This is a genomic window from Symbiopectobacterium purcellii, assembly GCF_019797845.1.
Lineage (GTDB): Bacteria > Pseudomonadota > Gammaproteobacteria > Enterobacterales > Enterobacteriaceae > Symbiopectobacterium > Symbiopectobacterium purcellii.
In genome coordinates, this window is record NZ_CP081864.1 from 4,855,889 (window position 1) to 4,881,990 (window position 26,102).

Annotated in this window: 16 protein-coding genes, 5 tRNA genes and 3 rRNA genes; 5 read left to right on the top strand and 19 right to left on the bottom strand. The window is 51.7% G+C overall.

What is annotated here, in order from left to right:
* Window positions 1-213: 213 nt before the first annotated feature.
* From tuf to K6K13_RS22585, 5 genes are all read right to left on the bottom strand, one after another.
* The gene (tuf, locus tag K6K13_RS22565; protein WP_222158937.1) at window positions 214-1,398 is read right to left on the bottom strand and encodes an elongation factor Tu; all 1,185 of its coding nucleotides are present in this window, start codon (window positions 1,396-1,398) and stop codon (window positions 214-216) included.
* A gap of 105 nt (window positions 1,399-1,503) precedes the next feature.
* Window positions 1,504-1,579, bottom strand: a tRNA-Thr gene (locus K6K13_RS22570).
* A 6-nt stretch (window positions 1,580-1,585) separates the two neighbouring features.
* Window positions 1,586-1,660: transfer RNA gene (locus K6K13_RS22575), tRNA-Gly, on the bottom strand.
* Window positions 1,661-1,765: 105 nt separating this feature from the next.
* A tRNA-Tyr gene (locus tag K6K13_RS22580) sits at window positions 1,766-1,850 on the bottom strand.
* 15 nt (window positions 1,851-1,865) lie between these two features.
* A tRNA-Thr gene (locus K6K13_RS22585) sits at window positions 1,866-1,941 on the bottom strand.
* 363 nt (window positions 1,942-2,304) lie between these two features.
* On the opposite strand from K6K13_RS22585, the gene K6K13_RS22590 reads away from it, so the two are divergent.
* The gene (locus K6K13_RS22590; protein WP_222161230.1) at window positions 2,305-2,853 is read left to right on the top strand and encodes a GNAT family N-acetyltransferase; all 549 of its coding nucleotides are present in this window, start codon (window positions 2,305-2,307) and stop codon (window positions 2,851-2,853) included.
* A 200-nt stretch (window positions 2,854-3,053) separates the two neighbouring features.
* Window positions 3,054-4,004 (top strand): type I pantothenate kinase, encoded by a 951-nt coding sequence (gene coaA, locus K6K13_RS22595; RefSeq protein ID WP_222158938.1) that lies wholly within the window; start codon window positions 3,054-3,056, stop codon window positions 4,002-4,004.
* 39 nt (window positions 4,005-4,043) lie between these two features.
* Here the strand turns inward: coaA and birA are convergent, their stop codons facing one another.
* The 12 genes from birA to rbsD form a co-directional block, all read right to left on the bottom strand.
* Window positions 4,044-5,003 (bottom strand): bifunctional biotin--[acetyl-CoA-carboxylase] ligase/biotin operon repressor BirA, encoded by a 960-nt coding sequence (gene birA, locus K6K13_RS22600; protein ID WP_222158939.1) that lies wholly within the window; start codon window positions 5,001-5,003, stop codon window positions 4,044-4,046.
* Complete coding sequence (gene murB / locus K6K13_RS22605; RefSeq protein ID WP_222158940.1) at window positions 5,000-6,037, bottom strand: UDP-N-acetylmuramate dehydrogenase; 1,038 nt, start codon at window positions 6,035-6,037, stop codon at window positions 5,000-5,002. The genes birA and murB overlap by 4 nt, the downstream gene beginning before the upstream one ends.
* A gap of 229 nt (window positions 6,038-6,266) precedes the next feature.
* A 5S ribosomal RNA gene (gene rrf / locus K6K13_RS22610) occupies window positions 6,267-6,382 on the bottom strand.
* Between the two features lie 122 nt (window positions 6,383-6,504).
* Window positions 6,505-9,412: ribosomal RNA gene (locus K6K13_RS22615) — 23S ribosomal RNA — on the bottom strand.
* A gap of 197 nt (window positions 9,413-9,609) precedes the next feature.
* Window positions 9,610-9,685 (bottom strand) — tRNA-Glu (locus K6K13_RS22620).
* Window positions 9,686-9,824: 139 nt separating this feature from the next.
* Window positions 9,825-11,366, bottom strand: a 16S ribosomal RNA gene (locus K6K13_RS22625).
* The 16S, 23S and 5S rRNA genes sit together here with 1 tRNA gene alongside, the layout of an rRNA operon.
* Before the next feature lie 467 nt (window positions 11,367-11,833).
* Window positions 11,834-12,835 carry a ribose operon transcriptional repressor RbsR gene (rbsR, locus tag K6K13_RS22630; RefSeq protein WP_222158941.1) on the bottom strand — a complete coding sequence of 334 codons (1,002 nt, stop codon included), beginning with the start codon at window positions 12,833-12,835 and terminating at the stop codon, window positions 11,834-11,836.
* Window positions 12,836-12,838: 3 nt separating this feature from the next.
* Window positions 12,839-13,765, bottom strand: coding sequence for a ribokinase (gene rbsK / locus K6K13_RS22635; RefSeq protein ID WP_222158942.1), 927 nt, complete (start codon window positions 13,763-13,765; stop codon window positions 12,839-12,841).
* A gap of 67 nt (window positions 13,766-13,832) precedes the next feature.
* On the bottom strand, window positions 13,833-14,723 hold the full coding sequence (gene rbsB / locus K6K13_RS22640) for a ribose ABC transporter substrate-binding protein RbsB (protein WP_222158943.1): 891 nt from the start codon (window positions 14,721-14,723) through the stop codon (window positions 13,833-13,835).
* 29 nt (window positions 14,724-14,752) lie between these two features.
* Complete coding sequence (gene rbsC, locus K6K13_RS22645; RefSeq protein ID WP_222158944.1) at window positions 14,753-15,721, bottom strand: ribose ABC transporter permease; 969 nt, start codon at window positions 15,719-15,721, stop codon at window positions 14,753-14,755.
* A 7-nt stretch (window positions 15,722-15,728) separates the two neighbouring features.
* Window positions 15,729-17,234: a ribose ABC transporter ATP-binding protein RbsA gene (gene rbsA / locus K6K13_RS22650; protein WP_222158945.1), complete on the bottom strand. Its 1,506-nt coding sequence runs from the start codon at window positions 17,232-17,234 to the stop codon at window positions 15,729-15,731.
* 7 nt (window positions 17,235-17,241) lie between these two features.
* Window positions 17,242-17,661, bottom strand: a complete 420-nt coding sequence (gene rbsD, locus K6K13_RS22655; RefSeq protein ID WP_222158946.1) for a D-ribose pyranase — start codon at window positions 17,659-17,661, stop codon at window positions 17,242-17,244.
* Window positions 17,662-18,031: 370 nt separating this feature from the next.
* On the opposite strand from rbsD, the gene K6K13_RS22660 reads away from it, so the two are divergent.
* Window positions 18,032-19,741 carry a pectate lyase gene (locus tag K6K13_RS22660; RefSeq protein WP_222161231.1) on the top strand — a complete coding sequence of 570 codons (1,710 nt, stop codon included), beginning with the start codon at window positions 18,032-18,034 and terminating at the stop codon, window positions 19,739-19,741.
* A 40-nt stretch (window positions 19,742-19,781) separates the two neighbouring features.
* On the opposite strand, the gene kup is transcribed toward K6K13_RS22660, so the two are convergent.
* Window positions 19,782-21,650 carry a low affinity potassium transporter Kup gene (kup, locus tag K6K13_RS22665; RefSeq protein ID WP_222158947.1) on the bottom strand — a complete coding sequence of 623 codons (1,869 nt, stop codon included), beginning with the start codon at window positions 21,648-21,650 and terminating at the stop codon, window positions 19,782-19,784.
* Window positions 21,651-21,960: 310 nt separating this feature from the next.
* On the opposite strand from kup, the gene ravA reads away from it, so the two are divergent.
* Complete coding sequence (gene ravA, locus K6K13_RS22670) at window positions 21,961-23,463, top strand: ATPase RavA (RefSeq protein WP_222158948.1); 1,503 nt, start codon at window positions 21,961-21,963, stop codon at window positions 23,461-23,463.
* Between the two features lie 4 nt (window positions 23,464-23,467).
* Window positions 23,468-24,937: an ATPase RavA stimulator ViaA gene (gene viaA, locus K6K13_RS22675; protein ID WP_222158949.1), complete on the top strand. Its 1,470-nt coding sequence runs from the start codon at window positions 23,468-23,470 to the stop codon at window positions 24,935-24,937.
* Between the two features lie 21 nt (window positions 24,938-24,958).
* Here viaA and asnA read toward each other — a convergent pair whose 3' ends face one another.
* On the bottom strand, window positions 24,959-25,951 hold the full coding sequence (asnA, locus tag K6K13_RS22680; protein WP_222158950.1) for an aspartate--ammonia ligase: 993 nt from the start codon (window positions 25,949-25,951) through the stop codon (window positions 24,959-24,961).
* Window positions 25,952-26,102: the final 151 nt, after the last annotated feature.

Genomic DNA, 26,102 nt, shown 5'->3' on the forward strand with positions numbered 1-26,102 from the left:
TTGCCCCGCAACGCAGGGCAAACCAAACCGACATGATGTTTCGCTCGCAGCGAAACTCGGCATTTACGCTGTAATCTACAGAGCCTATCTCACCACAGATTAGCAGGATTATACGCCACAATCCGTGATGAGATAGGTTCTACTGAGGGCTGCGTAGTAAAAGGGCATCAAATGATGCCCTTTTACTACATGTTGAGTCAAATTTATCGGCGATTACGCGATAACTTTAGCAACAACACCTGCACCAACGGTACGGCCGCCTTCACGGATAGCGAAACGCAAGCCCTCGTCCATCGCGATCGGGTGGATCAGGGTAACAACCATTTTGATGTTGTCGCCCGGCATTACCATTTCAACGCCTTCCGGCAGTTCGATGGTGCCCGTTACGTCAGTGGTACGGAAGTAGAACTGAGGACGGTAGCCTTTGAAGAACGGCGTATGACGGCCACCTTCATCTTTGCTCAGGATATACACTTCAGATTCGAACTGGGTGTGCGGCTTGATGGAACCCGGCTTAGCCAGTAACTGACCACGTTCGATTTCTTCACGCTTGATACCACGCAGCAGAACACCAACGTTCTCACCCGCACGGCCTTCGTCCAGCATTTTGCGGAACATTTCAACGCCAGTACACGTTGATTTCGCCGTATCTTTGATACCAACGATTTCAACTTCTTCACCGACTTTAACGATACCGCGCTCTACACGACCGGTCACTACAGTACCACGGCCGGAGATGGAGAATACGTCTTCGATAGGCAGCAGGAACGGACGGTCAATCGCACGCTCAGGTTCTGGGATGTAGGAATCCAGGTAGCCAGCCAGTTCGATGATTTTTGCTTCCCACTCTGCTTCGCCTTCCAGTGCTTTCAGCGCTGAACCACGAACGATAGGCGTATCATCACCCGGGAAGTCGTACTGAGACAGCAGCTCACGCACTTCCATCTCAACCAGTTCCAGCAGCTCTTCGTCATCAACCATGTCACATTTGTTCAGGAACACGATGATGTACGGAACGCCTACCTGGCGACCCAGCAGGATGTGCTCACGGGTCTGCGGCATCGGGCCGTCAGTCGCAGCAACTACCAGGATCGCGCCGTCCATCTGGGCAGCACCGGTGATCATGTTTTTCACGTAGTCGGCGTGTCCCGGGCAGTCAACGTGTGCGTAGTGACGGGTCGGGGTGTCGTATTCAACGTGAGAGGTGTTGATGGTGATACCACGTGCTTTTTCTTCCGGTGCGTTATCGATCTGATCGAATGCACGCGCGCTACCGCCATAGGTTTTAGCCAGTACGGTGGTGATCGCTGCGGTCAGCGTGGTTTTACCATGGTCAACGTGGCCGATAGTACCGACGTTAACGTGCAGTTTAGTACGTTCAAACTTTTCATTAGACATTGACTGTCCCTCTAAGACACGGATAAATCGGTGATAGCACCACATTAACCAAGCTAACGCTTGACGAATATTTTACAGAAAGGAAATCAGGAGATGAAAAAGAAGTGGTGCTGATAGGCAGATTCGAACTGCCGACCTCACCCTTACCAAGGGTGCGCTCTACCAACTGAGCTATATCAGCACTTATTGGAGCGGGCAGTGGGAATCGAACCCACATCATCAGCTTGGAAGGCTGAGGTAATAGCCATTATACGATGCCCGCATCCTGAACTCGGCTACCTGATTTCTCTGTTGAAAGCTTCCGCCTTCGCCAGCACAATGATTGCCTCATCGCACTGGTTCAGCCATAACCTGTATGGCTTGAATTTGGTGGTGGGGGAAGGATTCGAACCTTCGAAGTCTGTGACGGCAGATTTACAGTCTGCTCCCTTTGGCCGCTCGGGAACCCCACCTAATTGTGTACTTGATGGTGCCGGCTGCCGGAATCGAACTGGCGACCTACTGATTACAAGTCAGTTGCTCTACCAACTGAGCTAAGCCGGCATCAAGTGCTGCGCATTCTAGGTAGAGCGAGCCACCTATGCAACAAAAAAATTGCTTAAAATGCGCTATCGCTTAGATTTTATCCAAAATCGAGCATGAATTCACGCATCATGCGATAAAATGCCTAAAGAACGTTCAAATTCACGACCAATCCCGCACATTCCCTCCTGTCGTTCATCCGTTTTTTGACATGACCTCAGCACGATTCTGCACCAACAATGACCTTTTGCTCCACGGTAACGCACCTTCTTCGCCATAAATATGTGTTTAACCGCGTTAACGACATGAATCTGGCCTGGCATGTATCTTGCTTTAATTCGGTAAAGCGGGTCAGAGAGGGCTCATTTCGCTGGAGACTGAATGATGAAAATCGTTTTACTTAATGACACAACCCTTCCGGTTTACCGTGCCGAACTGGCAGACCTGCTGCTGGATGCGGTAATGCATGGCGCCTCTGTTGGCTATGAGATGCCTCTGTCGCACGAAACCGCAGCCAGCTATTTTCACGGATTGCGCACTTCTCTGGCAGAAGGGGCCCGCTTGCTGTGGATTGCCCGTGACGCCCAGGGCATTATCGGAAGCGTGCAGCTTGAGCTTTGCCAGAAAAGCAATGGTTTGAACCGGGCAGAAGTACAAAAACTGCTGGTACACAGCCGCGCGCGTCGCCAAGGTATTGGCCGTAAACTGCTGTCGGTGTTGGAAACCACTGCCTTTGAACTTAATCGCGGCTTGCTGTATCTGGATACTCAGGCAGGCTCTCCGGCAGAAGCCTTTTACCGCATGCAGGGCTACCGTTATTTGGGAGAAATTCCTGATTATGCCAGTGCGCCCGATGGCAGTTATCACCCGACCGCCATCTACTACAAGCGCCTGTTTGTCGCCAATCGGATGACACCGGCTCTGGCAAGTTAATCGTTTCCTGACGCAATGGCGTCAGGAAATATCATCCTGTTGTCTTCTTTTCTGCGTGTCCAACGTGTAACCTGCCTGACATCTACTAATCGAATCACAACATTACCGTGTATGACCCCCCGCGGCTTATAGGTCCTGCTCACGCAACGCTTGGGCGGTTTCTTCTCTTGGCAGGATGGTCTATAGGATAAATTGGACAGATGAGAGACAGCGAGCAACCTTTGGCAACACCCTACCTACACTTCGATCGCCGTCAATGGGCTGCATTGCGCAATTCAGTGCCACTGACGCTGACAGAAGAAGAAATTATCCGGTTAAAAGGGATCAATGATGAGTTGTCGCTCGATGAAGTTGCCGAAATCTATCTGCCTTTATCACGTCTGCTTAATTTTTATATCAGCTCAAACCTGAGACGCCAGGCGGTATTGGAGCAATTTCTCGGCACTAACGGGCAACGCATTCCCTATATTATCGGCATCGCAGGCAGTGTCGCAGTGGGCAAAAGCACGACCGCGCGCGTATTGCAGGCATTGCTAAGCCGTTGGCCTGAGCATCGTCGAGTCGAGTTGATCACAACAGACGGCTTTTTGCATTCTAAACAGGTGCTTAAAGACAGAAACCTGATGCAGAAAAAAGGGTTTCCTGAATCTTACGATATCCATAGTCTGATGAAATTTGTGTCAGATATAAAATCAGGGGCTAAAAAAGTTACCGCACCAATATACTCGCACCTGACTTACGATATTGTACCGAATAGCAATAAAGTGGTGGAACAGCCGGATATTCTTATCCTTGAAGGATTAAATGTTCTGCAAAGTGGGATGGATTATCCACACGCACAACCACGCGCTTTTGTTTCTGATTTTATTGACTTTTCTATATATGTTGACGCCCCGGAAGCGTTATTAAAATCCTGGTATATAAACCGGTTTTTGAAATTCCGCTTGGGTGCATTCTCTGATCCTAATTCTTATTTTCACGAGTACGCCAAATTAACAGAAGAGCAAGCGGTGACAATCGCGACCAAAATTTGGCGTGATATTAATGAACCTAACTTGCACCAAAATATTTTGCCCACCCGTGAGCGTGCCAGCTTAATTATGACCAAAAGCGCTAATCATGCCGTTGACTATGTGCGTTTGAGAAAATAGCAATATTACCAACCAGTGGGGGGTAACACCCCCTACTGGCTATTTGCCACGCAGTGATATTTCGCCACCAATATAGGCCTTAATCTCACCATTCTCTTCGAGTAACAGCGCGCCTTGATCATCAATTCCACGTTCAATCCCGTGGATCTCGCGCTCACCCATAATCAATTTCACCGGCCGATTATAGTAATTATCGATAGCTTGCCAGCGAGGAATGAATGAGCGCAGTCCACCTTGCTCAAACACTTCCAGCGCGTTACTCAATTCAGTGATAAGCGTAGCGGCCAAAATATTACGATCGATATCGATCCCGGCTTCTTGCAGATTGATCCATTCCTGCGTCACGCTTTGCCCCGAGGAGGGCCGCATCCGCAAGTTGATGCCAATACCGATCACTAGCTGCGCCGCATCTCCGGTTTTTCCCATCAGTTCAACCAGAATGCCAGCCAATTTGCGATCGTGCATATAGAGATCGTTAGGCCATTTGACTTTGACATCATGTGCGCCAAGGCGATGCAGCACTTCAGCAATCACGATACCAATAGCCAGGCTCACGCCCACCGCTGCCGCAGGCCCCTGCTCCAAGCGCCAAAACATCGAGAGGTAAAGGTTAGCGCCAAACGGTGATTGCCACTGACGACCGCGACGACCGCGCCCCGCCTGCTGGTATTCCGCCACGCACGCATCGCCAGAGTGCAAGCTCTCCAGCCGGTCTAGCAGGTACTGGTTGGTTGAATCAATGACAGGCAGTACCGAAACATTATTTCCTGAGAGTGCGGCGCGAATAACATTCTCGTCGAGCAATTGCATCGGCTCAGGCAAGCTGTACCCTTTGCCTGTAACGGGAAACACATCCAGTCCCCATTCTCTGATGGTTTGAATATGTTTGTTAATGCCTGCTCGGCTCATTCCCAACAGTTCTCCCAGATATTCGCCTGAGTAAAACTCACCGTCGGATAGAATCTTGATGAGCGTTAACGGGACGCGGATATCTTTCATGACAGCACCTCAGTCGCGCTTACTTCACCCGTTGAAGCAATAAAGCGCACTTCCGGCTCAAGCCAGAGTGCAAATGTCTCTGCAACGCTATTACGCACATAACGCGCCAACGCGACGATATCGTCACTCGTCGCCTCATCAAGGTTGACCAGCACCAGAGCCTGCTGCTGATGAACCGCAGCGCCACCCATACGGTGCCCTTTTAATTGGCACTGGTCGATAAGCCAACCAGCAGCAAATTTAACCGTACCATCGGGCTGCGGATAGTGTGGTGCATGGGGGTAACGCATTAAGATAACCTGTGCCTGTTCGGCACTTATGACGGGGTTTTTGAAAAAACTGCCCGCATTTCCCATCAGCGCCGGATCGGGTAATTTCTTACGCCGCATCGCACATACCGTAGTAAAGATAGCATCAGGCGTCGCGGTTGCAGGATCGAGCTGCGCCAAATCACCATAGCCCAATAGCGGCACCCAGGACTTAGTCAGATACAGCCCTACCGCAATAATGGCAAACCCCCGACGGTATTCATGTTTGAAGATACTTTCACGATAACCAAACTGGCACTGCGCAGCACTGAGGCGAGTTACCTGATTAAGAGTAAGATCCAAAACATCGACGTATGCGCAAAACTGCTTAAACTCGGCGCCATAAGCGCCAATATTTTGGATGGGAGCCGAGCCGACGCAGCCAGGGATCAGCGCCAGATTTTCCAGGCCCGACACGCCCCGTTGCAACGTGTGCTCGACCAGATGATGCCAGTTCTCACCGGCACCGACGTGCAGATGCCATCCGAGATCATCCTCAGCAATCTCAATCCCTTTTATGCGGTTAACAATGACGGTCCCTGCAAAATCTTCCAAAAACAGGACATTGCTACCCTCCCCCACAATCAACACCGGTGTATTCTGTTCACTCGCATGACGCCAAGAAGCGACCAACGAATCCGGTGTATCGGCGCAAACGATCTCATCGGCATAAACGGGCAAAGAGAAGGTGTGGTATGGCTTAAGGGATGTGACACTGCTCGTCATCAGAACGTACTCTCCAGATTGAATACGCCGTAGTTTACCCGATCCCGCACGCCAAATCTCTACGGTCCGTGGGCATCTTCAACCCCAGAGTGGGCAATGAAAGGCGAATCACGCCTGATAATAAAAACGCTATATAACCAAAAAGCACGCACAGCAAAAAGGGCTGTCCTTTCGGACAGCCCTTTCGCTACTTTTTATCATCAGACATCGTCTGATAATCGATATAAAAACCTGGCAGTTCCCTACTCTCACATGGGGAAGCCCCACACTACCATCGGCGCTACGGCGTTTCACTTCTGAGTTCGGCATGGGGTCAGGTGGGACCACCGCGCTATCGCCGCCAGGCATATTCTGTTTCATCTCACCCGTCCTTTCGAGCCAGCAAGACCAATCTGTCAACAAGCTGAATTACGAGTAACGATTCTCTTCATCACCACTCACAACCACCAAAACATCTTCGGCGTTGTAAGGTTAAGCCTCACAGGTCATTAGTACTGGTTAGCTCAATGCATCGCTGCACTTACACACCCAGCCTATCTACGTCGTCGTCTTCAACGGCCTTTTAGCGTCCTCTAGGGACAAGGGAGAACTCATCTCGGGGCAAGTTTCGTGCTTAGATGCTTTCAGCACTTATCTCTTCCGCACGTAGCTACCGGGCAATGCCATTGGCATGACAACCCGAACACCAGTGGTGCGTTCACTCCGGTCCTCTCGTACTAGGAGCAACCCCCCTCAATTCTCCAACGCCCACGGCAGATAGGGACCGAACTGTCTCACGACGTTCTAAACCCAGCTCGCGTACCACTTTAAATGGCGAACAGCCATACCCTTGGGACCTACTTCAGCCCCAGGATGTGATGAGCCGACATCGAGGTGCCAAACACCGCCGTCGATATGAACTCTTGGGCGGTATCAGCCTGTTATCCCCGGAGTACCTTTTATCCGTTGAGCGATGGCCCTTCCATTCAGAACCACCGGATCACTAAGACCTACTTTCGTACCTGCTCGAGCCGTCACTCTCGCAGTCAAGCTAGCTTATGCCTTTGCACTAACCTCCTGATGTCCGACCAGGATTAGCTAACCTTCGTGCTCCTCCGTTACTCTTTGGGAGGAGACCGCCCCAGTCAAACTACCCACCAGACACTGTCCCCAGCCCAGATCATGGGCCCAGGTTAGAACATCAAACATTAAAGGGTGGTATTTCAAGGTTGGCTCCATGCAGACTGGCGTCCACACTTCAAAGCCTCCCACCTATCCTACACATCAAGGCTCAAGGTTCAGTGTCAAGCTATAGTAAAGGTTCACGGGGTCTTTCCGTCTTGCCGCGGGTACACTGCATCTTCACAGCGAGTTCAATTTCACTGAGTCTCGGGTGGAGACAGCCTGGCCATCATTACGCCATTCGTGCAGGTCGGAACTTACCCGACAAGGAATTTCGCTACCTTAGGACCGTTATAGTTACGGCCGCCGTTTACTGGGGCTTCGATCAAGAGCTTCTCCTTGCGGATAACCCCATCAATTAACCTTCCAGCACCGGGCAGGCGTCACACCGTATACGTCCACTTTCGTGTTTGCACAGTGCTGTGTTTTTATTAAACAGTTGCAGCCAGCTGGTATCTGCGACTGCGCAAAGCTTCAGGAGTAAATCCCTACACCTCGCACAGCGTGCCTTCTCCCGAAGTTACGGCACCATTTTGCCTAGTTCCTTCACCCGAGTTCTCTCAAGCGCCTTGGTATTCTCTACCTGACCACCTGTGTCGGTTTGGGGTACGATTCAATGTTACCTGATGCTTAGAGGCTTTTCCTGGAAGCTGGGCATCTGTCACTTCAGTACCGTAGTACCTCGTCATCACGCCTCAGTGTTAACAGTGACCCGGATTTATCAAAGTCACCCACCTACACGCTTAAACCGGGACAACCGTCGCCCGGATGACATAGCCTTCTCCGTCCCCCCTTCGCAGTAACACCAAGTACAGGAATATTAACCTGTTTCCCATCGACTACGCCTTTCGGCCTCGCCTTAGGGGTCGACTCACCCTGCCCCGATTAACGTTGGACAGGAACCCTTGGTCTTCCGGCGAGCGGGCTTTTCACCCGCTTTATCGTTACTTATGTCAGCATTCGCACTTCTGATACCTCCAGCAAACCTCACAGTTCACCTTCAACGGCTTACAGAACGCTCCCCTACCCAACAACGCCTAAGTGTCGCTGCCGCAGCTTCGGTGCATGGTTTAGCCCCGTTACATCTTCCGCGCAGGCCGACTCGACCAGTGAGCTATTACGCTTTCTTTAAATGATGGCTGCTTCTAAGCCAACATCCTGGCTGTCTATGCCTTCCCACATCGTTTCCCACTTAACCATGACTTTGGGACCTTAGCTGGCGGTCTGGGTTGTTTCCCTCTTCACGACGAACGTTAGCACCCGCCGTGTGTCTCCCGTGATAACATTCTTCGGTATTCGTAGTTTGCATCGGGTTGGTAAGTCGGGATGACCCCCTAGCCGAAACAGTGCTCTACCCCCGAAGATGAATTCACGAGGCGCTACCTAAATAGCTTTCGGGGAGAACCAGCTATCTCCCGGTTTGATTGGCCTTTCACCCCCAGCCACAAGTCATCCGCTAATTTTTCAACATTAGTCGGTTCGGTCCTCCAGTTAGTGTTACCCAACCTTCAACCTGCCCATGGCTAGATCACCGGGTTTCGGGTCTATACCCTGCAACTTAACGCCCAGTTAAGACTCGGTTTCCCTGCGGCTCCCCTATACGGTTAACCTTGCTACAGAATATAAGTCGCTGACCCATTATACAAAAGGTACGCAGTCACACCCATAAAGAGTGCTCCCACTGCTTGTACGTACACGGTTTCAGGTTCTATTTCACTCCCCTCGCCGGGGTTCTTTTCGCCTTTCCCTCACGGTACTGGTTCACTATCGGTCAGTCAGGAGTATTTAGCCTTGGAGGATGGTCCCCCCATATTCAGACAGGATGTCACGTGTCCCGCCCTACTCATCGAGCTCACAACCTGTGCATCTTCGTGTACGGGACTATCACCCTTTACTGTGCGACTTTCCAGACGCTTCCACTGACACACAAGCTGATTCAGACTCTGGGCTTTTCCCCGTTCGCTCGCCGCTACTGGGGGAATCTCGGTTGATTTCTTTTCCTCGGGGTACTGAGATGTTTCAGTTCCCCCGGTTCGCCTCATGCCACTATGTATTCATGACATGATAGTGCAACGAATTGCACTGGGTTTCCCCATTCGGGTATCGTCGGTTGTAACGCTTCATATCAGCTTACCGACGCTTTTCGCAGATTAGCACGCCCTTCATCGCCTCTGACTGCCTAGGCATCCACCGTGTACGCTTATTCACTTAACCTCACAACCCGAAAATGTTTCAGGTGTGAAAGCTTGAGAGAATCACAATAGTAGTAGTGAGCCACTATTGCTCGTTTCAATTTTCAGCTTGTTCCAGATTGTTAAAGAGCAAATATCGTAAACACGACTCGTAAGTCATCTTTACGTTATTGTCGGTTCCGCAGAACCGGTGATAATGTCTTTCACTCATTATCGGTATGGCGTCCCCAAGGGGATTCGAACCCCTGTTACAGCCGTGAAAGGGCAGTGTCCTAGGCCTCTAGACGATGGGGACACGAAAACCCGATTAACACAACAGCTCTAATCGGTTCGTATCAGCATGAGTCAGAGACTCATTCATCAACAGGTGCTTTTTGCTCAGCATTTTCATCAGACAATCTGTGTGAACACTTCACAGAATCAGTATCATTAGGTAAGGAGGTGATCCAACCGCAGGTTCCCCTACGGTTACCTTGTTACGACTTCACCCCAGTCATGAATCACAAAGTGGTAAGCGCCCTCCCGAAGGTTAAGCTACCTACTTCTTTTGCAACCCACTCCCATGGTGTGACGGGCGGTGTGTACAAGGCCCGGGAACGTATTCACCGTAGCATTCTGATCTACGATTACTAGCGATTCCGACTTCATGGAGTCGAGTTGCAGACTCCAATCCGGACTACGACGTACTTTATGAGGTCCGCTTGCTCTCGCGAGGTCGCTTCTCTTTGTATACGCCATTGTAGCACGTGTGTAGCCCTACTCGTAAGGGCCATGATGACTTGACGTCATCCCCACCTTCCTCCAGTTTATCACTGGCAGTCTCCTTTGAGTTCCCGGCCGAACCGCTGGCAACAAAGGATAAGGGTTGCGCTCGTTGCGGGACTTAACCCAACATTTCACAACACGAGCTGACGACAGCCATGCAGCACCTGTCTCAGAGTTCCCGAAGGCACTAAAGCATCTCTGCTAAATTCTCTGGATGTCAAGAGTAGGTAAGGTTCTTCGCGTTGCATCGAATTAAACCACATGCTCCACCGCTTGTGCGGGCCCCCGTCAATTCATTTGAGTTTTAACCTTGCGGCCGTACTCCCCAGGCGGTCGATTTAACGCGTTAGCTCCGGAAGCCACGCCTCAAGGGCACAACCTCCAAATCGACATCGTTTACAGCGTGGACTACCAGGGTATCTAATCCTGTTTGCTCCCCACGCTTTCGCACCTGAGCGTCAGTCTTCGTCCAGGGGGCCGCCTTCGCCACCGGTATTCCTCCAGATCTCTACGCATTTCACCGCTACACCTGGAATTCTACCCCCCTCTACGAGACTCTAGCTTGCCAGTTTTGAATGCAGTTCCCAGGTTAAGCCCGGGGATTTCACATCCAACTTAACAAACCGCCTGCGTGCGCTTTACGCCCAGTCATTCCGATTAACGCTTGCACCCTCCGTATTACCGCGGCTGCTGGCACGGAGTTAGCCGGTGCTTCTTCTGCGAGTAACGTCAATAAGCAAGGTTATTAACCTTACTGCCTTCCTCCTCGCTGAAAGTGCTTTACAACCCGAAGGCCTTCTTCACACACGCGGCATGGCTGCATCAGGCTTGCGCCCATTGTGCAATATTCCCCACTGCTGCCTCCCGTAGGAGTCTGGACCGTGTCTCAGTTCCAGTGTGGCTGGTCATCCTCTCAGACCAGCTAGGGATCGTCGCCTAGGTGAGCCATTACCCCACCTACTAGCTAATCCCATCTGGGCACATCTGATGGCGCGAGGCCCGAAGGTCCCCCGCTTTGGTCTTGCGACGTTATGCGGTATTAGCTACCGTTTCCAGTAGTTATCCCCCTCCATCAGGCAGTTTCCCAGACATTACTCACCCGTCCGCCGCTCGTCACCCAAAGAGCAAGCTCTCCTGTGCTACCGCTCGACTTGCATGTGTTAGGCCTGCCGCCAGCGTTCAATCTGAGCCATGATCAAACTCTTCAATTTAAAGTTTGATTTGCTTCTGCAAGAGAAGCGATGCTCAAAGAATTATTACTGTTAGTTCGTAATGAATTAACTGTTGTTCACTCTTCAAGACTTTTATTTTTTAAGCCCGTAGGCTTTACGATAAAGTCCTGTGAGTGCCCACACAGATTGTCTGATTAATTGTTAAAGAGCGTTGCCACATCAACCGTGGCGCGGGAGGCGTATATTACGCTGCACCGCTGAAAAGTCAACGTTAATTTTTCAATTTCGCGTTCGGCTTTCCTGTTTTACTTCTTACTGTTACCACAACCGCGTATCGCTGTTGCCGTGTCAGTGGAGGCGCAGTATAGACACTTCTCGCGCCCTGACAAGGGCTAATTTCAATTTTATTTCTGAGTGGGTGTTTTTTCGGCTAATCGCATAGCAAACCAGCACAGATGACGCTATTTCATCCTAAACACCCCATTTTACTGCGTCGTAAATCCTATTTACCGGTGAGCCACCGATTCACGCAGCACCAACTCGGGCGTTAATACCAGTACCGTTGGCTCGGTTTCAGGATGTTCCAAACGGTATAACAGCGTATCCACCGCCAGTTCCCCCAATTCATCTTTTGGTTGATGAATGGTGGTTAACGGCGGAGACATATAGCGCGCCAGTTCTATATCGTCATAACCCACCACGGCCATATCCCTTGGAATAGATAACCCCGCCTGATAGAGCGCGTGATAAACCCCAACGGCCATTGCATCATTACTACAGAACACGGCCTCCGGCCTTTTCGCCAGCGACAGCAGTTTACGCATCGCCTGGTACCCGGTTTCAAACTCGAAATCCCCTAACACCACGTAATCATCAGGAACGTGCAAACCGGCACGCTGCATCGCCTGCCGATAGCCTAACAGTCGGTTATAGGCCGTTGTTTTATCCTGTGGGCCAGCGATACAAGCGATATTACGGTAACCGCTGTCGATCAGATGGCGGGTTGCAATATCGCCGCCAAGCAGAGAATTGTCCTTGATAACATCACTGACGCCTTCAAACGGCGACCAGTCCATCATCACCAGTGGAATTGACGGGTAACGGCTGATGGTTTCGGAAGAGGGGCGGTGGTTCTCGGTACACATCAGGAGCAAGCCATCAACCCGCTTTTGCATCAAGGTTTCCAGACTGCGGTCCAGCCGATTATGGTCGCCTTCGGTATTGCACAGGATCAGGCTATAGCCGCGCTCGTAGCAGCTACGCTCAACGCCACGCACCACTTCAGCATAAAACGGGTTACTACTGGCCGTTAGCAACATACCAATAGTTTGCGTCTGATTGATCTTCAAACTGCGCGCCAGCGCAGACGGTGCGTAGTTGAGCGCATCAACGGCCGCCAATATCCGTTCACGCACCGTGTCGCTAACAAAGCGATTGTTATTAATTACATGTGAAACGGTTGACGTCGACACGCCCGCCAGACGAGCAACATCCTTCATTGTGGCCACAAGTCACCCCTGAGAGTGTAAAAATGCATCGATCTCATTGCGCCACGGCACAGAAGATTGAGCACCAGCGCGAGTTACCGCAATGGCAGCGGCAGCATGAGCAAATTTCACGGCGGTTTGCATCGGTTGATGTTCCAAAAGAGCCGTTACCAGCGCACCATTAAAGGTATCTCCCGCCGCAATCGTATCTACGGCCTGAACCTGGAAACCGGGAATGCGCTGACCCTGGCCGTTTTCACTCAGCCATACGCCGCGGCTACCCAATGTAATCAGCACGGTAGTAATGCCTTTATTATGCAATAGTTGCGCAGCCCGTGCTGCATCTTGCTCATTCTGCACAGTGACACCGGTCAGACGCTGTGCTTCCGTTTCATTCGGCGTGATCATATCCACCAGCGCCAGCAGCTCATCCGGCAAGTCACAGGCGGGAGCCGGGTTTAAAATTACACGCGTTTGGTGCTGATGCGCCAACTGCGCAGCGGCAATAACCGTCTCCAGCGGAGACTCAAGCTGCATTAATAAGGCAGATGCATCGATGATTTTTTGCCGGTGACGCGCCAGAACATCAGGAGTGATCGCCGCATTGGCACCCGCGTTAATACCAATCATATTCTCAGCGTCGCCATTGACAAAAATCAGCGCAACGCCCGTGGTTTCATCGGCAACGGTTTCAACGGCAGAAACATCTATCTGGTCACGAGACAACTGCTCGCGAATGCGGGCACCAATATCATCCTCACCCACGCCAGCAATAAAGGCAATATTGGCACCACTGCGCCCGGCAGCAACCGCCTGATTAGCCCCTTTACCACCAAAAGCGACCTGGTATTGCTTACCGATCACCGTTTCGCCCGGTTGAGGGAAGTGTGTCAGATTGAGGATATGGTCGGCATTAATACTGCCCAACACCACAAGTTTGCCCGTTTTCATAAAATCGCCCCAAAAGTGATTAAAAGCGCCGCCTTATTTCGGCGGCGCTACTTGTCGTTGTTATTCGTTATTCTTTGGCAACCAGTTTCAGATCAACCGGGATAATCGCCTGTACCTTTTCACCCTTGATGATCTTGTCAGCGGTTTGTACGCCAATTTCACCTATTTTTTCAGGACGTTGTGCAACAGTGGCAGCCAGTTTCCCGCCCTCTACGGCTTTTACACCATCCTGCGTGCCATCAAAACCGACCACCATGACATCAGTTTTACCCGCAGTTTGCAGAGCACGCAGCGCACCCAGTGCCATTTCATCGTTTTGTGCGAACACGGCTTTTACATCAGGGTGTGCGGTGAGCAGGTTCTGCATCACGTTCAGCCCTTTGGTACGATCGAAATCGGCGGGCTGGCTGGCCAGCATGACAAATTTGTTTTTCTCAGCGGATTTCATAAAGCCAGCGCCGCGTTCACGGGCGGCAGAGGTTCCGGCGATACCTTCCAACTGAATCACCTTGGCGCCTTCACCCAATTTTTTCGCGATGAAATCGCCGGCAACTTTGCCACCAAACGCATTGTCAGACGCCACGTGGCTTACCACCGCGCCGCTGCCTGCCACGCGATCCAGTGTAATCACCGGAATGTTGGCTTGATTCGCCAGTTTCACCGCATTACCTACGGCATCAGAGTCTGTCGGGTTGATGAGTAGCAGTTTGGTACCGCGCACGGTCAGATCCTGAACGTTGGAGAGCTCTTTTGCCGGGTTGTTTTGCGAATCCAACACCACCAGGTCGTAGCCCAATTTATCCGCTTCTTTTTGCGCGCCGTCTTTCAGTGACACGAAGAACGGGTTATTCAGGGTTGAAACCACCAATGCTATCGACTCTTTCGCCAGCGCATTGGCGCTCACCGTAGCACTTAATGCAACAGCAGAAACCAGCGTAGCCAGTTTTTTCATATTCATAATCCAATTCCTATGCGTGAGAATGAAGGTTATTTACTGCTTTTGTTATCTACCAAAACCGCCAGCAAAATAACGGCTGCCTTCACGATCATTTGGTAGTAAGAAGAAACACCTAACAGATTCAGTCCATTGTTGAGGAACCCAAGAATCAGCGCGCCGATAAGCGTGCCGACAATGCGCCCTTTACCACCCGCCAAACTGGTTCCGCCCAGCACTACTGCCGCAATCGCATCCAGTTCATACCCCGTGCCTGCCGTCGGCTGTGCCGATGACAAACGCGCGACTTCGATAATCCCAGCCAGTGCAGACAACAACCCACACAAGCCGTAGACGATAATTTTGACTTTATCGACGCTGATGCCCGACAAGCGCGTCGCCGCTTCATTGCCGCCCAGCGCATAGATATAACGCCCGAGCCGCGTGTGGTGCAGCATGTACCAGGCCGCGATAAAAACGATAACCATCAACCAGATTGGTGTAGGAATCCCCAGAGGGCGACCAATACCAAACCAACCAAAGGTATCATCGACGTCAGAAAAACCGGTGTTGATTGGGCTGCCGTTGGTGTACACCATGGTGACGCCGCGCAGCAGCAACATCATCACCAGCGTGGCGATAAACGCCTGCACTTTGCCTTTGGCCACAATCACGCCAGTACCTGCCCCGATGGCCGCACCGAGCGCCAACGCTCCAAACACCGCCAGCAGCGCATTCACTTCCAGGCCAACAATCGATGCCGCCACTGCGCCGGTCAGCGCCAGTAGCGATCCAACCGATAAATCGATACCCGATGTCAGAATCACCAGCGTCATTCCTACCGCCATAATGGCGTTCACCGATGTCTGTTGCAGGATATTGAACAGGTTATTGACCGTGAAAAAGTTAGGGCTCATGGACGAGACCACTGCGATCAGGATCAGCAGGGCAATCAGCGACTTTTGCTCCAACAGCCACTCTTTACTGAACCAGCGCTTTGCCGTGATAGATTCGGAACTCATGTCTGACTTACTCCTGCTTTACGCTATATTGCTTGCCAACCGCCGCCGCCATCAGCACTTCCTGAGTGGCCTGCTCAATGGAAAATTCACCGCTCAAGCGGCCTTCATGCATCACCAAAATGCGATCGCTCATACCCAGCACTTCCGGCATTTCCGATGACACCAAAATGATGCTAAGGCCTTCTTCTTTGAACTGGTTGATTAACTGGTAGATCTCTTTCTTAGCTCCCACATCGACGCCGCGCGTAGGTTCATCGAGAATCAGCACTTTCGGCCGCGTCATCAGACCGCGGGCAATCGCAACCTTCTGCTGATTTCCGCCGGACAACAGACCAATGGGCTGTGCCATTGAGGGGGTTTTAATATTGAATAAACGGATAAAATCACTGACCGCGGTGCGTTCGTCTTCATGTTTAAGTGCGCCAAAACCACGACTGAAATAACGCAACGCCGTCAGCGACATGTTCTCTTTGACGGACATCCCCAACACCAGACCATCACGTTTGCGATCTTCGGAGATATAAACGATACCGTTTGCCAACCCATCCTGCGGACTGCGTGTCACCACCTTACGGCCATCCAGCGCCACGTCACCGTGTGTGCGAGGAAGTGCGCCATACAGGATCTTCATCAGTTCTGTACGACCTGCGCCCATCAAGCCGGAAACACCGAGAATTTCCCCCTGCCGCAGCGTAAAGCTGACGCCTTTAACACCCGGCCCCGTCAGGTCTGTAACGCTCAAGCGAATATCACCCGGCACGGTATTCAACCTTGGGTACTGCTCTTCCAGCTTACGCCCCACCATCATTTCAATGAGCTGCTCTTCATGCAGCTGGCTGACCGGGCGCTCACCGATAAACTGACCGTCGCGCAACACGGTCACATCATCACAAATCTCGAAGATCTCTTTCAGGCGGTGGGAGATATAGACGATACCGCAGCCCTGAGCGGTCAGTTCTTTAATCACGGTAAATAAGGACGCGGTTTCGGTATCCGTCAGTGCATCGGTGGGTTCATCCATGATGATCACTTTGGATTCAAAACTCAGCACCTTGGCAATCTCGACCATTTGCTGGTCACCAATGGACAACTCGCCGACCAGTCGGCGGCTGTTGTAGCGTAGGTTGAGCTTTTTCAACAGCTTGTCGGCTTCGGCGTACATCTTTTGCCAATCAATGCGCCCCAAAGCTCCGGTAAACTCACGGCCAAGGAAAATATTTTCAGCAATCGTCAGTTGAGGAATCAGGTTGAGTTCCTGATGAATAATACCGATACCCGCGTGCTGTGATGATTTTGGCCCGTTAAAGGCAACCTCTTGCCCGAGAAAGCGAATATGACCGGCATCTTTGCGGTAAATACCGGTGAGCACCTTCATCAGGGTCGATTTACCGGCGCCGTTCTCCCCCACCAGCGCCATCACCTTGCCGGGATAGACATTCAGGGCAGCACCGGACAGCGCTTTTACACCGGGAAAGGTTTTTACTATCCCCTGCAACTGTAATAAAGGTTCCATCTCGGCCTCAGAAGGTTACGCCAGCACACAAAATAATATTGGCATAGGGCGAGCATTCACCGCTGCGAAAAACGGCCCTGCTCTGCCCGCTTTGCGTCTTGAATGCCTCGTGACTGACATAGTGCAACGCAATGGTGTTTCCCTGGTGTTGTTCAAGTTTTTGCAAATGCTCACGAATCGCTTCATGGAGCTCTGGGTTCTTCTCGATAATCTCTTGAGCAACAATCGCCGCTTCCACCTGCATCTCCTGCGTAATCACGCTCAGCACCTGTATAAAGGTAGGCACATTGTGTGTTAACGCCAGATCGACACGGGCGGTGGTGGCAGGAATGGGTAACCCTGCATCACACACCACCACTTGGTCAGTGTGCCCAAGTCGGGCAATCACGCTCGAGACTTCGGAATTGAGTAATACGCCTTTTTTCATTATTTCACTCGTTTTGATAACGACAGCGAAACGTTTCGCTTGTAGTAAAGTTTAAGAAAAAGTCCTGATAAAGCAAAAAAGAGTTTGCAGAATTGTGATCATCATCGAAACGTTTCGCTATCACAAAAAAGAGAGATAAGAAAAACATTGGGTTAGAAAATAGCCGTTGAACACGGTTTAGGAAGATTGATCGCTATCACAAATGAAAAAAACAATGAAACCAGATAATTTTTTTATTAAAACAGTGTTTCTTTTTTTCGTATAATTCACCTCACTTCCTAAAGATCACATCACCATACTCACAATTTAAACAATAACGGCACCCTGACGCCTGCCGAAAAACTCTGGTTTGTTAACAAGGATTCTAATGATGAAAAACCTATCCCTCTCTTTGGCCGCTTTCTGCTGTATGGCAGCACTCGCCACTCAGGCGCACAGCGCCGATCGTTTAACTATCGTAAAACAGTATGCCGATACCGTACTGGATAAAGCCGGCGACCATTATCACGGCACGCAGCCATCACCGTTATTGGCAAGCGGTGTCGATCCGCGCACAGGGAAACAGCTTGAGTGGATTTTCCCCGATGGGCGCACCGCTGTGCTCTCCAATTTTTCTGCTCAGCAAAACTTTATGCGCGTATTGGTTGGCCTCTCTAACCTGACGGGTGATGAGCGTTATCAACAGCGCGCCAAAACCAGCGTACGTTACTATTTCGATCGCTATCAGGATAAAAGCGGCCTGCTGATTTGGGGGGGACACCGTTTTGTCGATTTGAAAACGCTTCAGCCAGAAGGACCGAGTGAAAAAGAGCTAGTGCATGAGCTGAAAAATGCTTACCCCTACTATGAATTGATGTTTGCCGTGGATAAGCCAGCAACAGTTCGCTTCATTCGCGCATTCTGGAATGCCCACGTTTATGACTGGCAAATCTTGGAAACCAGCCGCCACGGTCAGTACGGTAAGGAGATTGGTAAACTGTGGGACAACAGCTTCACCCAGCAACCCCCGTTCTTCGCCACCAAAGGGCTGAGTTTCCTTAACGCCGGTAATGACCTGATCTATTCCGCCTCCCTGCTGTATAAAAACAACCAGGAAGCGGGTGCGCTGGTGTGGGCAAAACGGCTGGCGGAGCAGTACGTATTGCCGCGCGATAAAAAAACCGGTCTGGGCGTTTACCAATTCACTCAGGCATTAAAACGCGCTGAAACCAGCGATGATAGCGACACCAACTCTAAATACGGTGACCGTGCTCAGCGTCAGTTCGGACCAGAGTTTGGGCCTGCTGCGTTGGAAGGCAACATGATGCTGAAAGGACGCACCAGCACGCTCTATTCCGAGAATGCGCTGATGCAGCTACAGTTGGCGAAAGATTTAGGTAAAGACGGCGACGATATCAAGAAATGGACGCTGGACGGCCTCAAAGCATTTGCCAAATACGCCTATGACGAAAGCAACAACACCTTCCGTCCGATGCTCGCCAACGGTACCGATCTCTCCAATTACACGCTGCCGCGTGACGGTTACTACGGTAAGAAAGGCACGGTGCTGAAAGCCTACCCGGCCAGCAGTGATTTCCTGTTGTCCTACGCTCGCGCTTACACGCTGGAGAAAGATGCCGATTTGTGGAAAGTGGCGCGCGGTATCGCCAAGGGGTTGGATCTGGGGGATATCGGCTCAGCGCCGGGTAAAGGCGTTAGCGTCAATGTCAGCACCAAAAACAGCGATCCCTATGCTATTTTTGCGCTGATCGATCTGTGGCAGGCAACGCAGGATAAAACCTACCTGACCGTAGCCGAAAAAGTGGCCGATAACATTGTCAGCAATAATCTGCACAACGGCTTCTTTATGAACTCCGCCAAATATCAATATGCGTCCATTGATAGCATCGACCCATACGCACTGCTGGCGCTCGAAGCCACGCTGAAGAACAAACCGCAGGCCGTTGCCCCGTTCCTTAACGGCTCCGGCTTCACCGAAGGGGCTTATCGCATGCCGGACGGCAGCGCCCGCGTCTCCACCCGTGATGATGAGCTGTTTGCCCTGAAGGAAGGGGAAACCTTAAAATCGAACGGTAAATAATCCCCCAAAATGACGCCCTCGGTATTGAGGGCGTCATACACTAAATTTCTACCTGAATCCCCAGCTCTATCAGCCGGTTCGGCGGTATCTCAAACTGATCGGCCGCGCGCAACGCATTACGACTCAGCATCATAAACACCTTGCCGCGCACGCGCAGATACCAGGGTCGTTTACCCATGGTCAGCGACTCATTGGACATGAAAAACGACGTTTCCATCATTTGGCACGCTAACCCCTCCTGCCAACAGCGGTGAAATACCTCTTCCACGTTGGGCGTTTCCCGCCAGCCGTAATTGGCAATCACGCGCCAAAAGGTGGGGGAAAGCTGCTCAACCGTAACGCGTTGCACGTTATGCACATAGGGAACCGCCTCGGTGCGCATGGTCAGCAGCACCACCCTTTCATGCAACACTTTGTTGTGCTTGAGGTTATGCAGTAATGCAAACGGAATGACGTGCGTAGCGCGCGAGAGATAGACCGCCGTACCCGGCACACGCACCGGCTGGTTTTTCTCGAGTGAGACAATCATCGCATCCAGTGAATTACCATGCTCATGCAAACGGCGCAGCAACCGGAAACGCTCGCTTTTCCAAGTGGTCATAATGGTGAACATGATTAATCCCAGCGCCAGCGGCAACCAGCCGCCGGAAAGGATCTTGACCACGTTGGCCAGAAACAGCGGGATATCAATCAACAACATCGCCACCAGCAGCAGCCACACCACATAGCGATGCCAGTGCCAGTTTTTTACCGCCACGGTCGCAGAAAGAATGCTGGTCAGCACCATGGTTCCGGTCACCGCAATACCGTAAGCCGCGGCCAGATTGCCAGAATGCTCGAAGCTGACGATGACAATCACCACCGCCGTATACAGCAGCCAGTTTATCGCAGGAATATAAATCTGCCCGGATTCCATGTCTGACGTATGCACAATACGCATTGGCGGCAGATACCCCAAACGCACCGCCTGGCGCGTCAGCGAGAAGACGCCGGAGATAACGGCCTGAGACGCGATGATGGTCGCCAGCGTTGCCAGGATCAGCAGCGGAATCAACGCCCAATCGGGAGCCAGCAAAAAGAAGGGGTTTTTGATGGCTTCCGGGTTACGCAGCAGCAACGCCCCCTGACCAAAGTAGTTGAGCACCAATGATGGCAACACCACGGTAAACCACGCCAGGCGAATAGGGAATTTACCAAAGTGCCCCATATCCGCGTAGAGCGCCTCTACCCCCGTGATCGCCAGCACCACAGCACCGAGCGCGAAGAAAGAGATAAACTTGTACTCTATAAAGAAACGTACGGCGTAAACCGGGTTCAATGCCTGAAGCACTTGCGGCGTGTCCATGATGCTGCGCACGCCCAGCACCGCCAGCGTCAAAAACCAAATCAGCATCACCGGCGCAAACAGCTTACCCACGCTGCTGGTGCCGTGTTTCTGAATGGCAAACAGCAAGGTCAGCACAATCACCGACAGCGGTACGATGTAGCTATCCAACTCGGGGGCAGCAATCTCAATCCCTTCCATGGCGGAAAGCACCGACATCGCCGGGGTGATGACCACTTCGCCATAAAAAAACCCGCCGCCAATCAGCCCCATGATCAACACGATGGATGTCATGCGATCGCTGGTGTGGCGGCCGGCCAGTGACATCAGGGTCAAAATCCCCCCTTCTCCGGCGTTGTCGGCTCGCATCACATAGGAGAGATACTTGAGCGACACCACCAGCACCAGCAGCCAGAAGATCAGCGAGAGAAAACCAAATACTGAATGCTGCTCGACGCCAAACCCAAACTGTCCGGAAAGGCATTCCCTTAATGTATAAAGTGGGCTGGTGCCGATATCCCCGTACACCACGCCAATAGCTGCCAAGGTAATGGCAGGAAGCGATTGCTTATGCTCTGAGCTCATAGCGCCTATCTTCTGTTGTTTTCACTTTGCGACTTCCGCTGTTTTCACTGCGTAGAGAGCAACGCGTTTTTCGTAGACTTAGCCCGAAAGCGCACAGTATGCATATATTCATGCAAAAACCCATCCCTTCACGCCGTATCGAAACATCCAGAAATAAACTGGTTTATTGATTAACATAGCCAAAGATGGCAATAATCGATGCAGATACGATTAAAAAAATCTGTGATCTGCCGTATATTATTGCATCATCGTTGATGACTTTATCGCTTGCCACCCTGTTTTGCGCCATCAGAGTAAAAACGGATCTCTTATGCTTCAATCAGCCTCTTTGGCCGATCGTATTACACGCCTCAGCCAAGCCCTTGAACACGGCTTGTATGAACGTCAGCACGCTATTCGCCTGTGCCTGCTCGCCGCGCTCAGCGGCGAAAGCGTGTTTTTGCTGGGGCCGCCGGGCATCGCCAAGAGCATGATCGCGCGTCGTCTGAAGTTCGCGTTTCGTGACGCCCGTGCTTTCGAATACCTGATGACACGCTTCTCCACTCCAGAAGAGGTGTTTGGCCCGCTGTCGATTCAGGCGCTGAAAGATGAAGGGCGTTATCAGCGTCTTACCGGCGGCTATTTGCCGGAGGCGGAAATCGTCTTTCTGGATGAAATCTGGAAAGCGGGCCCGGCCATTCTCAATACTCTGTTGACAGCCATCAATGAACGGCGCTTTCGCAACGGCAGCCATGAAGAAACCATTCCCATGCGGCTGCTGGTAACGGCCTCCAACGAACTGCCCGAATCAGACAGCAGCTTAGAAGCGCTCTATGACCGCATGCTTATTCGCCTGTGGCTGGATAAAGTGCAGGAAAAACAAAACTTCCGCGCATTGTTGACGCATACCGGCAACGATCGCGACAACCCGGTGCGGCTGTCGCTGAGCGTCAGCGATGAAGAGTATCAGGCATGGCAAAGCGCCATCGATCGCATCGCCTTGCCGGATACCTGCTTTGAACTGATTTACGCACTGCGCCAACAGTTGAATACCACCGACAATGCGCCGTACGTTTCCGATCGACGCTGGAAGAAAGCGCTGCGACTGCTGCAAGCCTGTGCGTTCTTCTCTGGCCGTGAAAGCATTGTTCCGCTTGATATCATCTTGCTGAAAGATTGCCTGTGGCATGACAGGGATTCACAAACGCTGGTGGAACAGCACACCGAGCAACTCATCACCGCACATGCCTATCAGCAACAGGCTCTGCTGTTCCGCTTGCAGCAATTAAACGTGAAACGGCAGCAATATCAGCAGCAACAGAGCGAGTTGCAGGCGATAACGGTCGAAAAACAGGGGGCATTCCTCAGCCGTAAAGCCCACTACCTGCTGCCAGAAGCGCTGAATAAAGAGACGCTAACCGTGGTGTTACAGCGTCCACTGGTATTGAATAATATTGATGTGACACATATCGTGTTAGAAAAAAACGCCTTGCAGTCATGGCTGCAAAAAGGCGGAGAAGGCGAAATCAGGGGAAAACTCAACGGCATCGGGTTTACCCAGCACCTCGACATGTTCGTGGATGACCACCTTCATCTTGCGGTGCGCGATATCAGCCTACAGACCACCATTCTTTCTTTACCTGAAAAACGAGACTGTACCCTACCGACAGAACTTACTGATGAATATGAGAAATTGCGTCAACAGTTGCGCGAGCAGCGACGTCTGTTTCACCACCATCAGCCGTGTTTGTTCATCCCTGCCGACTGGCTGGCAAAAATAGAAGACAGCCTGCAACAGGTCGACGAACAGATACAGCTCTCGTTACAGGACTGATCGAATGTTAACGTTGGAATCGCTGGAAATGCTGTTGTCCATTGACGAAAACGAGCTCTTGGACGACCTGGTCCTCGCGCTGTTGGCAACGCCGCAGCTTGCGGTCTTTCTTGAACAGCACCCGAGAATGAAAGCGGCGCTGCTGCACGATCTGCCCGAATGGAAAGCGTCACTCAAGCAGCGCCTGCGTGCAACCGTGGCACCCGCCGATCTGGAGCGGGAATTTACCTGCTATCAAAATACCCAGACCGTCGACACTCTGACCTTTCAGTCACGCATTCCGCGTATCGTTAATACGCTGCAAACGGTGGACTCGCCTTTTCTTTCTCAGGCCAACAAGCTGATCGCACAGACAGAACCGACGCTTGGGCAACGGTTTAGCAACGCCTTCCACGCGTTGTTCTTGCAGCGCTGGAAAATGAGTCTCTCTTTACAAACGGTCTCCTTACACCATCAATTGATGGAAGCCGAAAAAGAGATCCTGCTCGACGAATTACAACAGCGGCTAACGCTGACCGGCAAACTGGAAGCCGTTCTGGCAGAGAACGAGACAGCGGCCGGACGATTATGGGATCTCAGCGCGGGAAAATTGATAAAAACCGAGCTGCAAACCCTGATTAACTTCTGCGACTTTCTGCAAAAACAGCCTTCATTGCAGCGCCTGGCCGAGCGTTTGGGCCGCAGCCGGGAAACCAAATCGATTATCGCCACCGAAGCGCCGCGCGAAGCGTTTCGCGTGATGGTTCGCGAACCGGATACGGTGCCAGAGCAAGTGGATGGCATCCATCAAAGCGATGATATTCTGCGCCTGCTCCCCGCCGAATTGGCCGCCATGGGTATCAAAGAGCTGGAATACGAATTCTATCGCCGTTTGCTGGAACGGCGGTTGCTGACCTATCGGTTGCAGGGGGAGAACTGGCACGAAAAGGTAATCGAGCGCCCGGTGTCTCACCAGCAAAACGAACAGCAGCCCAGAGGGCCTTTTATTGTCTGCGTCGATACCTCAGGGTCGATGGGCGGCTTCAATGAACGCTGCGCCAAAGCCTTTTGCCTGGCACTCATGCGCGTAGCCCTTGCTGATAATCGCCGCTGCTACATCATGCTGTTTGCCACCGACATCGTGCGCTACGAGTTGACTGCCGTCACCGGTATCGAACAGGCCACGCGCTTTCTTGGTCAATCATTTCGTGGCGGCACCAATATGGCAGCCTGTATGTCAGCGTTGCTGGATAAACTGGAAGATGATGTGTGGCACGATGCCGACGCGGTGATGATTTCTGATTTCATCGCACAGCGCTTGCCTGAAGAAACCGTGCAACGCGTGCGGCAACGACAGCAACAACATCATCATCGTTTTCATGCCGTTGCGATGTCACAGCATGGAAAACCCGGCATCCTGCATATTTTCGACCATATCTGGCACGTGGATACCGGGCTAAAAGGACGTTTACTGCGGCGATTGCGCCACGCCTGAGCGTAGCGCCTTCTACAGCGGTTACAGCAGTGCTGGCACAGATTCTCTGACCGGCTGCGGCCATACACCGCACTGCACCTGACCAATATGCGCTAATTGCAGCAATAACATCACCAGGCGGGACTGCCCGATACCACCGCCGATGGTTTGCGGCATGTCACCACGCAGTAGCGCCTGATGCCACTCCAGGGCCAGACGATCAACATCCCCGGTCAGTGTCAATTGACGTTGAAGCGCCTCAGCATCGACACGGATCCCCATGGAAGAGAGCTCAAAAGCATCATTTAACGCTGGGTTCCATACCAGGATATCGCCGTTCAGCCCTTTCAGACCCTGCTCACCCGCTGACGACCAGTCATCATAATCCGGGGCACGCACATCGTGACGTTCACCGTGGGACAACGCCCCGCCAATTCCTATCAGGAATACGGCACCCAGCTCTTTGGCAATGGCGCGTTCGCGCCCTTTGGCATCGAGTTCAGGATAACGCTTGAGCAGCGTATCGCTGTGGACAAAATGAATGGTATCCGGCAGGAAAGGGGCCAGGCCAAACTTGCTGCTCACCTCGGCTTCGGTGCGCTTTATTGCCTGATAAATGTGGTTAACAGTGGCTTTCAAATAGCTGATGGAACGCTCGCCATCCCCCATTACGCGTTCCCAATCCCACTGATCGACATAAACAGAGTGGATTGGACTCAAGCGATCTTCATCCGGGCGCAGCGCCTTCATGTGGGTGTAGATCCCTTCTCCGGCGCTAAAATCATATTCCCCTAAGGTTTTACGCTTCCATTTCGCCAAGGAGTGCACCACTTCAAACGTGGCGTCGGGCAGCGCTTTCACGTGTACCTGTACCGCTTTCTCGCTGCCGGAAAGGTTGTCCTGAGTGCCATCGCCCACGTGGCTCAGTATCGGGGCCTGAACTTCAATCAGGCCCAGCGTCTGCGCCAACTGTGCGGAGAAAAAGGATTTCACAAACGCGATTTGTTGTTGTTTTTCGATATAGCTCTTTTTCATTTACCCATGTCCGTCGTCACTGTCTATTGTGCAATTAAGCAATAGAATGGCGGTGAAACTCAATATTCCAGCAAAGAAACAGGCATCATGGTTTTGATTCCTCATTTAACGCATGCTAAAAATGAGAAAGAGCTAAATATAAGTAAAAATT